Raw genomic sequence first — 13983 nt, 5'->3', positions numbered from 1 at the left:
GGCTTACAATCGGGATCGCGATTTTTCATCCAAACGAGCATTGGGGGACAACCACCATGAAACGCATCACTGCCATCATCAAGCCGTTCAAGCTGGACGAAGTCCGCGAAGCGCTCGCCGAAGTGGGTCTCACGGGCCTGACCGTGACGGAAGTGAAGGGCTTCGGCCGCCAGAAGGGGCACACCGAGCTGTATCGCGGCGCCGAGTATGTCGTCGACTTCCTGCCGAAGATGAAGATCGAGGTGGTCGTCGCGGAAGCGCAGGTCGACCAGGTGATCGACGCGGTGATCGGCGCGGCGCGCACCGGCAAGATCGGCGACGGCAAGATCTTCGTGTCGGATGTCGAGCGCGTGATCCGCATCCGCACCGGCGAAGAGAACGAAGCGGCCGTCTGAGCGCCGCATTCGTCCGCGGGCCGTTTCGGGCCCCGCCAATAAAAAACGGTGCGATACCCGGTTGGGTACCGCACCGATACGCGCCTCTCGCAGCAGCGTGGAAAGTGTTGCCGAATCGTTCTTTGACGGCGCCCGATCAGAACAGGTGCTGGATGCCGGCGTAGACGCCGGTCTGGCTGCCGCCCGGATTCGGGTTGCCGGTCGAAACGGCCGTGCCGGCGCCGTTCGCGTTCAGGCCGAAGTTCGCATTCTTGCTGTTGCGCACCGTCGCGACCTGCAGGTCGAACAGCGTGCGCTTCGAGATGTTGTACGAACCGCCGACCGTGTAGATGTTCGCGTTGCCGCCGCCGTTGTTCGCGTTCACGTGATACGCGGCCGCGATCAGCGCCGCCGCCGGCGTTGCCTGCCACGTCACGCCGCCCCAGACCTGCTGGGTGCCGGTGATGCCGGCGTTGACCGCCGGGCCGCCGCTGCCGTCCGCGCGCGATGCCTGGTAGGCCGCCTGCAGCTTGAACTGGCCGAGGAACACGTTCACGCCCGCGAAGTATTCGCGCGAGTAGTTGAACACGTCCGAGAAGTGGCCGTTGCTGTCGCGCGTTTCGTCGTAGATGCCGCGCAACTGGAACAGCGAGTTCGTATAGGTGACCTGTGCGCCGGCTGCGCGGCCCGGCTGGCCGGCCGTCGTGTTGCCGTTGAAGCTGGTCGAGTTCGAGAACGAGAACTGGCCGTAGAAGTCGAGGCCGTAGAGCGACGGCGACTGGTACGAAACGTTGTTGCTCGTCTTGTTCCAGTTACGGCCGCGCACCAGCGAGGCGGTCGACCAGGCCGACTGGCCGAACGGGTCGAAGTCCCACACGCCGTTGGCGATCGCGAGTTCGCGACCCAGCAGCAGCGTACCGTAGCGGTCGTTGGAGATGCCGACCGTCGCATAACGATCCCAGATCGAGCCGCTGAAGCCGCCCGTCATCGTGTTGAATGCGCCTTCGAGGTGGAACAGGACCTTGTTGCCGCCGCCGATGTCCTCGGTGCCCTTCAAGCCCCACAGGCTCGTGCCCCAGTCGCCGCTTTCCGCGCGCACTTGGTGGCCGTTTTGCAGGCCGTTCAGGTACTCGATGCCCGCATCCAGGCGGCCATACAGCGTGACGCTGCTCTGCGCGTGCGCCGTCACCACCCCAGCAGCCATCAGCGCGGCCGCGACCAAAGCTTTCTTCATCATCTCCTCCATACCCTGTCAAAAAGTCAACCCAGACTGCACGAGATGCCCGGAGCATGCGCGCCCGGGCAAAAGCGGGATAACCAGGGAGACCTCGTGCAGGGCCGGTAAGCGCGGCACGCGGGCAAGCGGACGGAAAACCGTTGAGCGGTCCCGCGCAGCCGGGTCGGCCTGCGGGGTCTCCTTGTAGTGTCGTGAAGCTAAACTACATTTCACGAACTTCGTTTTGCTACTTTGGTTACTAATTTAGCAAAAATACAATTTTGTGGCGATGGAAATCGTTGTTTGACTAACACATGTCGCCAAATTGCCATGCAACACGGTGCGCAACGGGGGCGTCAAGGGTTTGCAATTAACGGAAAACCCTTGTCGCGCAAGGGAGACACGAATTCCGGGAACATGGGTCAAGGATTGCCACTATTGACGTTGCCGGGGCGCGGGCGTAAGCGCCGAAAGTGAGTAATTGGAAAGGAACTCGTAATGAATGGCGGCCGCAGGACGTCGCCTGCCGGCGCCTGTCTCGGGGCGCCACGCAAGGCAAGGCAAGGCGCGCGCCGCGCCGGGGTCAGCCGGGCGCCGGCCGCGCATCGAGCAACTGCGCGCGAATCCAGCGGTGCGCATCGGTGCGCGCATGCTTCGCGTGCGAGTAGACCTTCACCGTGTAGCGCGGGATCTCGAACGGCGCGGGGAAGATGCGGATCGGCGCCGCGTGCCGCAGCGCCTGCGCGGCGCGGTTCGGCACGGTCATCAGCAGCGCCGATTCCGCGATCACGAACGGCGCGGCCAGTACGCTCGGCAACTGCACGGCGACCTGCCGAGCGAGGCCGAGCCGGTCGAGCACGTAGTCGACGACGCCGCGCGACTCGTTCCACGGCGTGACGACCACGTGGCGCGCGGCCAGGTACTGGTCGAGCGTCAGCCGCCGGCGAATGTCCGGATGCGCGGCGCTCGCGATCACGACGTAGTCGTCGGAGAACCAGTCGAAGTCCTCGATGCCCGGCGCATCGGCCGCCGATTCCTCGTGGTAGCCGAGCGCAAAATCGATGCGGCCGGCCGCGAGTTCGTCGACGGAGATCTTCCGGTCGGAATGCACGACGCGGATCCGCAAGCGCGGCGCGACGTGCTGGATGCGTGCCAGGAACGCCGGCAGCACGGCGAATGCGGTGTAGTCGCTCGCCGCGAACACGAACGTGCGGTCGCTCTGCGCGGGATCGAAGCGGCGTGCGCGGGCGAGCCCCTTCGACATCGTGTCGAGCGCGTCGCCGGCCCAGGCGGCGATGTCGTCGGCGCGCACGGTCGGTTGCATCTCGTTGCCGAGGCGTACGAACAGTGCGTCGCCGATCGCGTCGCGCAGCCGCGCGAGCGCGTGGCTCAATGCGGACGGGCTCAGCGCGAGCTCGTGCGCGGCCGCGGCGACCGATCGGTGGCGATACAGCGCGTCGAACACGAGCAGCAGGTTCAGGTCGAGGCGGCGCAGATCAGGATGCATCATGTTCAGGTCGGAATGAAGAAACTGCACTTCCTGCAGTAGCGTCATGACCGTAGCATGACGGTTCGATCGGCGCCAGCGCGGCTGTGCGGCGCCGCTTTCCGTTTCAAGTCCGGGCCGGAGGAGGGCTCATCCCGTGCAAATCGACATCCGTTGCGCCACCGTCGCCGACGTGCCGCTGATCCTGCGTTTCATTACCGAGCTGGCCGTCTACGAGAAGGCGGAGCACGAAGTGGTCGCGACGCCCGCGTCGCTCGAGCGCAGCCTGTTCGGCGAGGGATCGCCGGCGCGCGCGCTGATATGCGAGGTCGACGGCGAACCGGCCGGTTTCGCCGTGTATTTCTTCTCGTATTCGACGTGGCTGGCCCGTCAGGGGCTGTATCTCGAGGATCTGTACGTGTCGCCGCGCTTTCGCGGCGCGGGTGCCGGGCTGCGGCTGCTGAAGGCGCTCGCGCGGATCGCGGTCGAATCGGGCTGCGGGCGCTTCGAATGGAGCGTGCTCGACTGGAACGAGCCGGCGATCCGCTTTTACGAGAGCGTCGGCGCGGCGCCGCAGAGCGAGTGGGTGCGTTACCGGCTCGCCGGCGACGCCCTGCGCGCGTTCGCCGACAACGCGCCGGTGAGCGCCGCGTAAACGCGACACGGGCGCCGCGCGGCGAACCGCGGGCGCCCGTTCGAGCGTCATGCGCGACGTGCGTTACTTGAGGCTGCCCGACAGGAAGCCGCGCAGGCGTTCGCTCTTCGGGTTGGCAAACACCTCGGACGGCACGCCTTCTTCCTCGACGCGGCCCTGATGCAGGAACATCACGTGGTTCGACACGTTGCGCGCGAAACCCATCTCGTGCGTGACGACGATCATCGTGCGGCCTTCCTCGGCCAGCTTCTGCATCACCTTCAGCACTTCGCCCACCAGTTCAGGGTCGAGCGCCGACGTCGGCTCGTCGAACAGCATCACGTCCGGATGCATCGCCAGCGCGCGCGCAATGGCCACGCGCTGCTGCTGGCCGCCCGACAGGTGCGACGGATACTGCTTTTCGACGCGCGGCGCGAGGCCGACCTTCTCGAGATATTCGCGCGCACGCGCCTCGGCTTCCTTCTTCGAAATGCCGAGCACGTTCACGGGTGCTTCCATCACGTTCTCTAGCACGTTCATGTGCGACCAGAGGTTGAAGTGCTGGAACACCATCGAGAGCTTGGTGCGTACGCGCTGAAGCTGCTTCGTGTCGGCCGCGCGCAGCGCGCCCGTCTTGTCGAGCGCGGTGCGCACTTCCTCGCCGTCCACGAAGATGCGGCCCGAGTTCGGCTGCTCGAGGAAGTTGATGCAGCGCAGCATGGTGCTCTTGCCGGAGCCGGACGAGCCGATCACGCTGATCACGTCGCCCGAGTTCGCCTTCAGCGACACGCCCTTGAGCACCTCGTTGTCGCCGTAGCGCTTGTGCAGATCGTCGACGAAAAGCTTTTGAGTCTGGGAATTCATCAATAGTCCTGCGAAAACTTACTTGCCTTGCGGGCGCAGATAAGCGAGCCAGCGACGCTCCGCCTGGCGGAACAGCCACACGAGCGTGAACGAGATCGCGAGGTAGAGCAGGGCGGCGATGCCGAATGCGTGGAACGACATGTAGGTCGCCGAGTTCACGTCGCGCGCGATCTTCAGGATGTCCGGCACGGTCGCGGTGAAGGCCACCGTCGTCGCATGCAGCATCAGGATCACTTCGTTGCTGTACAGCGGCAGCGCGCGGCGCAGCGCCGACGGCAGGATCACGCGGCGGTACATCGTGAACGTGGACATCCCGTACGCGCGCGCAGCCTCGATCTCGCCGTACGACGTGGCCTTGATCGCGCCCGCGAAGATCTCGGTGGTGTACGCGCAGGTGTTCAGCGTGAACGCGAGCAGCGTGCAGTGCATCCCGTCGCGGAAGAACGCGTCGAGCATCGGCGTGCCGCGCACGGCCTGCAGGCTGTAGAGGCCCGTGTAGCAGAGCAGCAGCTGCACGTAGAGCGGCGTGCCGCGGAACACGTACGTGTACAGCCACACGGCGCTGGACAGCCACTTCTTCTTCGATACGCGCGCGACCGCGAGCGGCACCGACAGGCAGAAGCCGAGGCCGATCGACACGACCAGCAGCCACAGCGTGATCGCGACGCCGGTGGTGCGATAGCCGTCGGTGTAGAGATAGTTGCGCCAGTATTCTTGGATGAGTTCGATCATAGGTCAGCCTTGCGGACACCGGTCGAGTAGCGCTTTTCGAGCCACATCAGCACGAAGTTCGAGATCGTCGTGATGGCGAGGTAGACCGCACCCGCGATCAGCGTGAAGAAGAAGAACCGCAGCGTGCCCTTGCCGGCGTCCTGCGACGCCTTCACGACGTCGGCCAGGCCGATGATCGACACGAGCGCGGTCGACTTCACGAGCACCTGCCAGTTGTTGCCGATGCCCGGCAGCGCGAAGCGCATCATCTGCGGGAACATGATCCGCGTGAACACCTGCCAGTTCGTCATGCCGTATGCGCTGCCGGCCTCGAGCTGGCCGCGCGGCACCGACAGGAACGCGCCGCGGAACGTCTCGGTGAAGTACGCGCCGTAGATGAAGCCGAGCACGAGCACGCCGGCGAGGAACGGGTCGATGTCGATCTGGTCCCAGCCGAGCGCGTCGGTGGCCATGTTCAGCCAGATCTGCAGGCTGTAGAACAGCAGCAGCATCAGCACGAGGTCGGGCACGCCGCGGATCAGTGTCGTGTAGACGGTGCCGATGCCGTTCGTCACGCGGTTGCGCGAGAGCTTGGCGCCGGCGCCGAGCAGGCCCAGCAGGAACGACAGCACAAGCGAAAGCACCGCCAGTTTGACGGTTTGCCAGGTGCCTGCGAGGATCAGCGGGCCGTAACCTTGTAGAAACATATGTGGTCCCTGGTGTGGTCCCTGAGGGCGCACGCGGTGCGCCGCGAAAGACGCGCCCGCCAAGCTGCGCGGAACGCCCCGTGCGTATCATGACCGTCCGCCCCGGCAACGGTGCCGGGCCAGCCCGTCGCGCGGGCGGCGGGCATGGGGGCGGGCGGCGCGTGGTTGACTGCCTGTACTGCCCGGACGCGGGGCCGCCCCCGCATCCGTTGCTGCTGCGCTTCGACGCTCAGCGGGCCGGAGCCGAATACACGCTGAACGAGAAGTACTTGTGCGACAGCCGGTCGTACGTGCCGTCCTTGTGCATGTCGGCCAGCGCCCGGTTGATCCTGAGCTTCAGGTCCGTATCTTCCTTGCGCAGGCCGATCGCGGTGCCGTCGCCGATCGTCTTCGAATCCTTCACTTCCGGCCCGGCGAACGCGAAGCCCTTGCCGCGCGGCGTGCGCAGGAAGCCGTAGTCGGCCTGCAGTTCGTCCTGCAGCGTCGCGTCCAGACGGCCGGAGCCGAGATCCGCATAGACCTGGTCCTGATTCTGGTAAGGAATGATCGTCACGCCCTGCGGCTCCCAGTAAGCCTTTGCGTAGGTTTCCTGCGTCGAGCCCTGCTCGACGCCGACGCGCTTGCCCTTCAGCGACGCGACCGTCGGCAGCAGCGGCGAGCCGGTTTTCGCGATCATGCGCGCCGGCGCGTCGTACACCTTGTCGGAGAAGTCGATCTGCTCGCGGCGCTTGTCCGTGACGGTCAGCGACGACACGATGACGTCGTACTTCTTCGCCTTCAGCGCCGGGATGATGCCGTCGAGATCCTGCGCCACCCACACGCATTTCACGTTGATCCGCTTGCAGATTTCCTTGGTGAGATCGACGTCGAAGCCGACGATCTCGCCGCTCGGCGCGGTCGACTCGAACGGCGGGTAGCTGGCGTCGACGCCGATCCGCACGGTCTTCCACTCCTTCGCGAAGGCGCTGCCCGCCACGAGGGCGAGGGCGGCGCACAGGGCGGCCTTCTTCATTTGCATCCTTCTGTTGCTGACTTTCCGGGGGCGCTCGCGGCCGGCTGGACCGGGCGCCGCGGCGTATTCTAGACGGCCAAAATTCGCCGGACGGCGCTCTGGCGATGGCGGCCGCCGGAAGGGCGATCGCCAAAAGGGCGGTATTTTACCCGAACGCGATACCCGGAAACCGGCAATCCGGGCCGACCGGCCGATTCTTCGGTGCGTCGAACCGGCTGTTGCGGCAATCGTCGTATTCGCAAGGGACATTGCTTTGATTGCTATCGCAGATGCAACGATGCAGTGCACGAGCGGCGGATTGTGGCGCGATTGGCACACCCATACAGTGTCGGACATGCCAGAACAACGCGTCTCACGGAGTGTCCGCCCCATGTTCCAGATCCGCCGCGCGGCCGATCGCGACCAGCGCAGCCATGGCTGGCACGAATTCCTGCACAGCTTTCCTTGTTCCGCCGGGAGGGGCGCGCCACCGGGCCTCGGCGCGTTGCGCGAGCTGAACGAGGAGTGCATCGCGCCGACCCGCGGCTACGGGATGCGGCCTTTTCGCGACGCGGAGATCGTCACCTACGTGCTCGACGGCGCGCTCGCGCATCGCGACAGCCTCGGCAACGGGGCGATCGTTCGCGCGGGCGGCGTGCAGTGCATGAGCGCCGGCACCGGCATCATGCTGAGCGAAACCAATGCGTCGTGCGACCGGCCGCTGCGCCTGCTGCGGATCCGGCTCGCGCCGGCCGGGCCGGGCGGGCGGCCCGGCTACGAGCAGACGCACTTCGCGGACGACGACAAGCGCGGCCGGCTGCGGCTCGTCGCGGCGCCGGACGGTGGCGGCGGTGCGCTGCCGATGCGAGCCGACGCCCGCATATTTGCGGGGTTGCTCGACGGCGACGAGGCGGCGGCGTTCGATGTGCCGGCCGGGCGCAGCACCTACGTGCACGTGGTGCGCGGCGACGTCGAGGTCAACGGCCGCGCGCTGGCCGCGGGCGACGGCGCGCGGATCGGCGGCGTGGACGCGGTGGCGTTCGCGCGCGGTCGGGCGGCCGAGGTGCTGCTGTTCGACGTCGCGTGAAAGACAAAGGGGGACGCGGGCTCGTGCCCGCGCCCCCCTTCGGGGCCGCCCCGTGGAGCGGCCGGCCGGCTTACTGCGCCGGCGCCGACGCGGCCTTGGCCGCGCGATGCTGCTGCCAGCGTTCCTTCATCTTTTCGTGGCGCTGTTCCATCTTCGCGAACTGCTGCTTGAGCGCCGTGCTGACCGTGGTCTTCTGCTGGTCGTTCAGGCCGTTGTAGAACGCGAGCCATGCGGCCGACGTCTGTTCACGCAGTTGCGCGTTCTGCTGCTCGGCCTGCTGGCGCGCGGCGTGCATCGCGCTCAGGTCGAGGATCGGCTGGCTCTGCTGCGCCTTGAACTGCTCGCGCATCTGCTCGTGGCTCTTGCGCATCGCGTCACGATTCTGCTTCATCGTGTTGATGGCCGTCTGCCATTGCTGCTCCTGCGCCGCGTCGAGCTTCAGCTGGTCGTGCAGTTTCATGATCACGCCGAACGGGCCGCCTTCGTGCCCGCCGTGCATCCGGTGCATGCCGGGGCCGCCCGGCGGCGGCATGTCGCCGGGTTGTGCGGCGTGCGCCGAGCCGAATGCGAGAGCGAGCAGAGTGGCGGCTGCGATGGCCACGCGGGAAGTCTTCTTATACATTTCAGAAACTCCTTGTATCCAAAGGGTCCGGCGATGCGGCGCGGGAAACTCGCGTCATGCATCCGGTAAGACGCAGGTTAGCGATGTAGGCACGGGCCGGTGTTACGTGGGGCATCGGCCCGGTTACCGTGCATTACACTTCCCTTGCGCCGTAACCCGCAGTAACCCTTTCGTCCCTTTCTTTCGTTCTTTGACTCCGCCCTCGCGCGGTAAACTTCGAGCCATGACTACCCAGATCCTCATCGTCGACGACGACCAAGAACTCCGTGACCTGCTGCGCGACTATCTGGTGCGCCAGGGGATGGAGGTGTCCGTGCTGCACGACGCGGCGACGCTCGAGAAGCGCCTCGAGCGCGAGCGCCCCGACCTGATCGTGCTGGACCTGATGATGCCGGGCGTCGACGGCCTGACCGCGCTGCGCCAGTTGCGCGCGGCGGGCGACGACATCCCCGTGATCATGCTGACCGCGCGGGCGGACGACGTCGACCGCATCGTCGGGCTCGAGCTCGGCGCGGACGATTACCTCGGCAAGCCCTTCAACCCGCGCGAGCTGCTCGCGCGCGTGCAGGCCGTGCTGCGCCGGCGCCGCGCGACGCCGTCCGCGGCCGCGCCCGAGCAGCGTGAGCCGTTCGCGTTCGGCCGCTTCCTGCTCGACTTCCAGGCACGCACGCTGTCGGTCGACGGCAAGCCGGCCACGCTGTCGAGCAGCGAATTCGCGCTGCTGAAGATTTTCGTGAACCACGCGCTGCGCACGCTCACGCGCGAGCGGCTGCTCGAGCTGCTGCACGGGCCCGAGTACGACGGCACCGATCGCGGGATCGACGTCCAGGTGTGGCGCCTGCGCCGCATCCTCGAAACGGATCCGTCGACGCCGCGCTTCATCCAGACGGTACGCGGGCGCGGCTATGTGTTCGTGCCTGACGGCGAGGCCCATGCGCAAACCCATTGATTCATTGTTCGGGCGGCTGGCGCTGCTCGTCGTCGGGGTTCTGCTCCTATCGCATTTCGCGTGGTTTTTCGCGATGCGGCTCGAGCGCAACCAGATGCAGACGCGTTACGCGGTCGAAGAGGCCGCATTCCTGGTCGACGCGGTGCGCCAGCACGTCGAGCGCACGCCCGACCAGCCGCTGCCGTCGCGTGTGCGGCTGGTGACGCCGGGCAGCGCCGACGTGCCGAACGGCGACCCGGCGAATCTCCCGGCGTCGCTCAAGCGGTTCCGCGACGACGTGAGCGAGCGGATGCCGCCCGGCACGCGCGTCGAGATCGGCGCGCCCGGGCATCCGCCCGTGCTGTGGGTGAAGGAGCCGACCGACCGCAACTGGATCGTGGTACCCGTGCAGCCGCTGCGGCCGCCGCGCTCGCTCGACCGGATGCTGCTGTGGCTCGGCACGATCTTCTCGGCCGGCGTGATCGCCGCGCTGTTCGCGGCATGGCAACTGCAGCAGCCGCTGCGTTCGCTCGCGCGCGCGGTCGCGCGTTTCGGCCGCGGGCAGCCGGTGCCGCCGCTGCGCGAGCGCGGCCCGCGCGAGCTGCGCCAGCTCACGCATGGCTTCAACCAGATGGTGGAGCAGGTGTCGCAGGCCGAGAGCGATCGGGCGGTGATGCTGGCGGGCGTTGCGCACGATCTGCGCACGCCGCTTGCGCGGATGCGGCTGCGCGCGGAAATGATGGACGACGTCCGGTTGCGCGACGGCGTCGTGCGCGATGTCGACTCGATGTCGCACATCGTCGACCAGTTCCTGGTGTTTGCGCACGGCGGCTCCGATCGCAGCGAGCCGGTGCCGGTCGATCAGACGTGCGAGCGGATCGCGCGCAGCTACCGCGCGGTCGCGCCGAACGCGCCGACGGTGCAGACGCGGCTCGACGCCGATCCGGGTTTCCGCCTGCCGACGGCGACGCTCGACCGGATCCTGTCGAACCTGCTGGACAACGCGCATGCCTATGGCGCGCCGCCGGTGCTGGTCGAGACGGCGCGCACGTCGGCCGGCTACGTGCTGTCGGTCAGCGACAGCGGCGGCGGGATCGCGCCGCGCGATCTCGCGGCGGCCACGCGGCCGTTCGTGCGACTCGATCCCGCACGCGGCGGCAACGGCCACAGCGGGCTCGGGCTCGCGATCGTCGAGCGGCTCGTCCTCAGGCTGGGCGGGGCGTGCGACATCGGCAACCGCCCCGAAGGCGGCCTGCGCGTCTCGATGACGTTCCCGTTCGAGGCCGTGCCGAAGGACGAACCGCACGCCCAGGCCGCATAAACGGCTGCGGCGCCAGCCCGGCCGGGCCGGCGCCGCATGGCATCATTCGCCGAACAGCGAGCCGAGGGTCTCGGCCGCGTTGCTGTCGATGGTGTTGTAGGTCACGGTGGTGGCCTCGAAGATGTAGACGGTCGTATACCGGCCGAGGCGCTCCAGGATTTCCTCCTGCAGCGATTCCGGCACGACGTTCATGTTGAGGTACCACGCCGTCGACGACAGCCGTGTCTGGAACGTCCCGTACTCCTGCATCAGCTCATAGAACGCGTCGGCATCCTGATCGCGGCAGACGATCACCAAGTTTCCTGCCATTCCCTTTCCTCCCGCTCGTCGGTCGATCCCCGGGGCCTGATGACTCGGGGAACGCGCCTGCGTTGCCGCGAGAACGGCCGCACCGGGCCCCGGGGGCTAACCCTGATCATACCCGCTTAGTCGTATCCGGCTGCTGATGCCCGACATGGTTTGCGTCGGCGTGCGGCTGGCGGGTTCACGGCCGGGCCGGATCGCGGCATAATTCGGGCCTGCATGCCGGCCGAAAGGCGGCGGCCGGGTTGTGCCCGTACCGCGCACCCGCCGTTCGCCCGCTTGCCGGGCACGATCGTGCGCCGCCCGCTCCGTCCCCGGACGGTTGTAGCTGAAATACAGGTTGGTGTAGTGTCGTGCCGTCGCGGGCCGGCTCGGCCGGCGCGCGTGCGCGAGATCGTCAGTCAATCGAATTACCGCGCCCGTGCGCTTTGCCATGAATCAACATCGACTGCCGGCTGGGTCCGGCCTTACCGGGGAGGGCGCCTGATGGACGTCGGATTCTTCAATCCGAACCGGACCGCCAACGCGTCCGCGTGGCGCGTTCTGCCGAACCGGTGGGATTTCATCGCGTTTCCGCTGATCATCTGCCTGATCGCGATGGCGGTCGTCGGCTTCCACGAAACGATGGCGCCGATCGGGACCCTGCAGACGCAGAAGATCTCGCTCGATCCGTCGAACCTGCCCGAATATGCGCTGCGCACCACGTTGCGGATGCTCGCGGCGATGGTCGCGTCGCTCGTGTTCACGCTGATCTACGGCACGCTCGCGGCCAAGAGCCGCCGCGCGGGCATGGTGCTGATCCCGATCCTCGACATCCTCCAGTCGGTGCCGGTGCTCGGCTTCATCTCGTTTACGGTCACGTTCTTTCTCGCGCTGTTCCCGAGCCGCGTGCTCGGCGCGGAGCTCGCGGCGATCTTCGCGATCTTCACGAGCCAGGCGTGGAACATGACGTTCAGCTTCTACCAGTCGCTGCGCACGGTGCCGCGCGATCTCGACGAAGTGTCGCGCGGCTTTCACCTGACCGCGTGGCAGCGCTTCTGGAAGCTCGAGGTGCCGTTCTCGATGCCGGGGCTGATCTGGAACATGATGATGTCGATGTCGGGCGGCTGGTTCTTCGTCGTCGCGTCGGAGGCCATCACGGTCGGCAACCAGACCATCACGCTGCCGGGGATCGGCGCGTATCTCGCGCAGGCCATCTCGGACAAGAACCTCGGTGCGATCGGCTGGGTGATCCTCACGATGACGCTCGTGATCCTCGCGTACGACCAGTTCCTGTTCCGTCCGCTCGTCGCATGGGCCGACAAGTTCCGCATGGAAAACACGAGCTCGGGCAATGCGCCGGAGTCGTGGCTGCTCGATCTCGTGCGCCGCACGCGCCTGATCCATCAACTGCTCGTGCCGGCCGGCTGGTTCTTCGCGAAGGCGGCGCGGATTCCGCTGCGCATGCCGCTGTCGGGCGCGATGCGCTTCACGCTGCCGCGCGTCGAGAAGAAGGCGTCGCGCACCGTCGACATCGCGTGGGCGGTCCTCGTGCTGATCGGCACGGCCTATGTGGTGTGGCGGGTCATCAGCTTCGTGGCGACCGGCGTGACGATGGCCGAGGTCGGCCACGTGTTCGTGCTCGGGCTCATCACGCTGCTGCGCGTGGTCGTGCTGATCGCGATCGCGTCGGTGATCTGGGTGCCGATCGGCGTGTGGGTCGGGCTGCGCCCCAGGCTGGCCGAGAAGCTGCAGCCGCTCGCGCAGTTCCTCGCCGCGTTCCCGGCCAACCTGCTGTTCCCGGTGTTCGTGATCGTGATCGCACGATTCCACCTGAACCCGGACATCTGGCTGTCGCCGCTGATCGTGCTCGGCACGCAGTGGTATATCCTGTTCAACGTGATCGCTGGCGCAACGTCCTACCCGAACGACTATCGCGAAGCGGCGACGAATTTCCGCATCCGCGGCTGGCAGTGGTGGCGGCAGGCGATCCTGCCCGGCATCTTCCCGTACTACGTGACGGGCGCCATTACCGCTTCGGGCGGCGCGTGGAACGCAAGCATCGTGTCCGAGTTCGTACAGTGGGGCGATACCAAGATCGAGGCGCACGGCCTCGGTGCGTATATCGCGCAAACCACCGCCGCCGGCGATTTCCCGAAGATCATCCTGGGCATCGCCGTGATGTCCCTGTTCGTCACCCTGTTCAACCGCCTGCTGTGGCGCCCGCTGTATGCCTTCGCCGAAGCGAAGCTGCGGCTCGACTGAGACCGATTGAGAGCGAAACGCGATGCAAAATCCGAATGCTGTAAACGCCCCCGTCCAGACGAACCAGCCGCCGCGTCTCGGTGAGGAGATCCTGCGCGTCGATCACGTCTGCCGCGGCTTCAACAAGACGCAGGGCGAGTTGCTGGTGCTCGACGACGCGAACCTGTCGCTGCGCGAAGGCGAGATCGTCGGCCTGCTCGGCCGCTCGGGCTCCGGCAAGTCGACGCTGCTGCGGATCATCGCCGGCCTGATCGAGCCGACCGGCGGCGAGGTGTCCTATCTCGGCAAGCCGCTGAACGGCCCGGCCGAAGGCGTCGCGATGGTGTTCCAGACCTTCGCGCTGTTCCCGTGGCTCACCGTGCTGCAGAACGTGGAAGCCGGCCTCGAGGCGCTGGGCGTCGGCGCGCGCGAGCGGCGCGAGCGCGCGCTCGCCGCGATCGACCTGATCGGTCTCGACGGCTTCGAGAATGCGTACCCGCGCGAGCTGTCGGGCGG

General features: G+C 66.9%; 16 protein-coding genes. 7 read left to right on the top strand and 9 right to left on the bottom strand.

Annotated features, from left to right (window positions below):
• Window positions 1–56: 56 nt before the first annotated feature.
• Window positions 57–395 carry a P-II family nitrogen regulator gene (locus tag GQ57_RS22405; RefSeq protein ID WP_006398637.1) on the top strand — a complete coding sequence of 113 codons (339 nt, stop codon included), beginning with the start codon at window positions 57–59 and terminating at the stop codon, window positions 393–395.
• Window positions 396–531: 136 nt separating this feature from the next.
• Here GQ57_RS22405 and GQ57_RS22400 read toward each other — a convergent pair whose 3' ends face one another.
• Together GQ57_RS22400 and GQ57_RS22395 are read right to left on the bottom strand one after the other, a co-directional pair.
• Window positions 532–1611, bottom strand: coding sequence for a porin (locus tag GQ57_RS22400; RefSeq protein ID WP_031398403.1), 1080 nt, complete (start codon window positions 1609–1611; stop codon window positions 532–534).
• A 562-nt stretch (window positions 1612–2173) separates the two neighbouring features.
• The gene (locus tag GQ57_RS22395; protein ID WP_034199079.1) at window positions 2174–3100 is read right to left on the bottom strand and encodes a LysR family transcriptional regulator; all 927 of its coding nucleotides are present in this window, start codon (window positions 3098–3100) and stop codon (window positions 2174–2176) included.
• Between the two features lie 133 nt (window positions 3101–3233).
• On the opposite strand from GQ57_RS22395, the gene GQ57_RS22390 reads away from it, so the two are divergent.
• Window positions 3234–3731 (top strand): GNAT family N-acetyltransferase, encoded by a 498-nt coding sequence (locus GQ57_RS22390; protein WP_031398401.1) that lies wholly within the window; start codon window positions 3234–3236, stop codon window positions 3729–3731.
• A gap of 63 nt (window positions 3732–3794) precedes the next feature.
• Here GQ57_RS22390 and GQ57_RS22385 read toward each other — a convergent pair whose 3' ends face one another.
• The 4 genes from GQ57_RS22385 to GQ57_RS22370 all read right to left on the bottom strand — a co-directional run bounded on the left by GQ57_RS22385 (window position 3795) and on the right by GQ57_RS22370 (window position 7004).
• The gene (locus GQ57_RS22385) at window positions 3795–4574 is read right to left on the bottom strand and encodes an ABC transporter ATP-binding protein (RefSeq protein WP_031398400.1); all 780 of its coding nucleotides are present in this window, start codon (window positions 4572–4574) and stop codon (window positions 3795–3797) included.
• Window positions 4575–4592: 18 nt separating this feature from the next.
• Window positions 4593–5306 carry an ABC transporter permease gene (locus GQ57_RS22380; protein WP_031398399.1) on the bottom strand — a complete coding sequence of 238 codons (714 nt, stop codon included), beginning with the start codon at window positions 5304–5306 and terminating at the stop codon, window positions 4593–4595.
• A complete protein-coding gene (locus tag GQ57_RS22375) occupies window positions 5303–5992 on the bottom strand; it encodes an ABC transporter permease (protein ID WP_031398398.1) in 690 nt (229 codons plus the stop codon). The genes GQ57_RS22380 and GQ57_RS22375 overlap by 4 nt, the downstream gene beginning before the upstream one ends.
• A 229-nt stretch (window positions 5993–6221) precedes the next feature.
• Window positions 6222–7004 carry an ABC transporter substrate-binding protein gene (locus tag GQ57_RS22370; RefSeq protein WP_031398397.1) on the bottom strand — a complete coding sequence of 261 codons (783 nt, stop codon included), beginning with the start codon at window positions 7002–7004 and terminating at the stop codon, window positions 6222–6224.
• Between the two features lie 370 nt (window positions 7005–7374).
• On the opposite strand from GQ57_RS22370, the gene GQ57_RS22365 reads away from it, so the two are divergent.
• Entirely contained in the window at window positions 7375–8070 is a 696-nt protein-coding gene (locus tag GQ57_RS22365) for a pirin family protein (protein ID WP_031398396.1), read from the top strand.
• Between the two features lie 70 nt (window positions 8071–8140).
• Here GQ57_RS22365 and GQ57_RS22360 read toward each other — a convergent pair whose 3' ends face one another.
• A complete protein-coding gene (locus tag GQ57_RS22360) occupies window positions 8141–8692 on the bottom strand; it encodes a periplasmic heavy metal sensor (protein WP_034199040.1) in 552 nt (183 codons plus the stop codon).
• Between the two features lie 223 nt (window positions 8693–8915).
• Here GQ57_RS22360 and GQ57_RS22355 point away from each other — a divergent pair, with 223 nt between their 5' ends.
• Together GQ57_RS22355 and GQ57_RS22350 are read left to right on the top strand one after the other, a co-directional pair.
• Window positions 8916–9641, top strand: a complete 726-nt coding sequence (locus tag GQ57_RS22355; protein ID WP_006493394.1) for a response regulator — start codon at window positions 8916–8918, stop codon at window positions 9639–9641.
• Window positions 9625–10941: an ATP-binding protein gene (locus tag GQ57_RS22350; protein WP_031398394.1), complete on the top strand. Its 1317-nt coding sequence runs from the start codon at window positions 9625–9627 to the stop codon at window positions 10939–10941. The genes GQ57_RS22355 and GQ57_RS22350 overlap by 17 nt, the downstream gene beginning before the upstream one ends.
• 42 nt (window positions 10942–10983) lie before the next feature.
• Here the strand turns inward: GQ57_RS22350 and GQ57_RS22345 are convergent, their stop codons facing one another.
• Entirely contained in the window at window positions 10984–11250 is a 267-nt protein-coding gene (locus tag GQ57_RS22345) for a double-stranded DNA-specific endonuclease (protein WP_031398393.1), read from the bottom strand.
• Between the two features lie 96 nt (window positions 11251–11346).
• Window positions 11347–11679, bottom strand: coding sequence for a hypothetical protein (locus GQ57_RS41970; protein WP_152603327.1), 333 nt, complete (start codon window positions 11677–11679; stop codon window positions 11347–11349).
• A gap of 51 nt (window positions 11680–11730) precedes the next feature.
• On the opposite strand from GQ57_RS41970, the gene GQ57_RS22340 reads away from it, so the two are divergent.
• Both GQ57_RS22340 and GQ57_RS22335 read left to right on the top strand, forming a co-directional pair.
• Window positions 11731–13488: an ABC transporter permease gene (locus GQ57_RS22340; protein ID WP_034199039.1), complete on the top strand. Its 1758-nt coding sequence runs from the start codon at window positions 11731–11733 to the stop codon at window positions 13486–13488.
• A gap of 22 nt (window positions 13489–13510) precedes the next feature.
• Window positions 13511–13983, top strand: a 473-nt coding sequence (locus tag GQ57_RS22335; RefSeq protein ID WP_034199038.1) for an ABC transporter ATP-binding protein, incomplete at its 3' end; no start/stop codon positions are given.

Source organism: Burkholderia sp. MSh2, assembly GCF_000731655.1.
Classification (GTDB): Bacteria; Pseudomonadota; Gammaproteobacteria; order Burkholderiales; family Burkholderiaceae; genus Burkholderia; species Burkholderia paludis.
This window is presented reverse-complemented; position numbering and strand designations above follow the sequence as displayed.

What these genes read in the sequence shown, in the direction of transcription:
- GQ57_RS22405 (WP_006398637.1), top strand. Translation starts at nt 57, where the DNA reads ATGAAACGCATCACTGCCATCATCAAGCCGTTCAAGCTGGACGAAGTC.
- GQ57_RS22400 (WP_031398403.1), bottom strand. Translation starts at nt 1,611, where the DNA reads ATGATGAAGAAAGCTTTGGTCGCGGCCGCGCTGATGGCTGCTGGGGTG.
- GQ57_RS22395 (WP_034199079.1), bottom strand. Translation starts at nt 3,100, where the DNA reads ATGATGCATCCTGATCTGCGCCGCCTCGACCTGAACCTGCTGCTCGTG.
- GQ57_RS22385 (WP_031398400.1), bottom strand. Translation starts at nt 4,574, where the DNA reads ATGAATTCCCAGACTCAAAAGCTTTTCGTCGACGATCTGCACAAGCGC.
- GQ57_RS22380 (WP_031398399.1), bottom strand. Translation starts at nt 5,306, where the DNA reads ATGATCGAACTCATCCAAGAATACTGGCGCAACTATCTCTACACCGAC.
- GQ57_RS22375 (WP_031398398.1), bottom strand. Translation starts at nt 5,992, where the DNA reads ATGTTTCTACAAGGTTACGGCCCGCTGATCCTCGCAGGCACCTGGCAA.
- GQ57_RS22370 (WP_031398397.1), bottom strand. Translation starts at nt 7,004, where the DNA reads ATGAAGAAGGCCGCCCTGTGCGCCGCCCTCGCCCTCGTGGCGGGCAGC.
- GQ57_RS22365 (WP_031398396.1), top strand. Translation starts at nt 7,375, where the DNA reads ATGTTCCAGATCCGCCGCGCGGCCGATCGCGACCAGCGCAGCCATGGC.
- GQ57_RS22360 (WP_034199040.1), bottom strand. Translation starts at nt 8,692, where the DNA reads ATGTATAAGAAGACTTCCCGCGTGGCCATCGCAGCCGCCACTCTGCTC.
- GQ57_RS22355 (WP_006493394.1), top strand. Translation starts at nt 8,916, where the DNA reads ATGACTACCCAGATCCTCATCGTCGACGACGACCAAGAACTCCGTGAC.
- GQ57_RS22350 (WP_031398394.1), top strand. Translation starts at nt 9,625, where the DNA reads ATGCGCAAACCCATTGATTCATTGTTCGGGCGGCTGGCGCTGCTCGTC.
- GQ57_RS22345 (WP_031398393.1), bottom strand. Translation starts at nt 11,250, where the DNA reads ATGGCAGGAAACTTGGTGATCGTCTGCCGCGATCAGGATGCCGACGCG.
- GQ57_RS41970 (WP_152603327.1), bottom strand. Translation starts at nt 11,679, where the DNA reads ATGGCAAAGCGCACGGGCGCGGTAATTCGATTGACTGACGATCTCGCG.
- GQ57_RS22340 (WP_034199039.1), top strand. Translation starts at nt 11,731, where the DNA reads ATGGACGTCGGATTCTTCAATCCGAACCGGACCGCCAACGCGTCCGCG.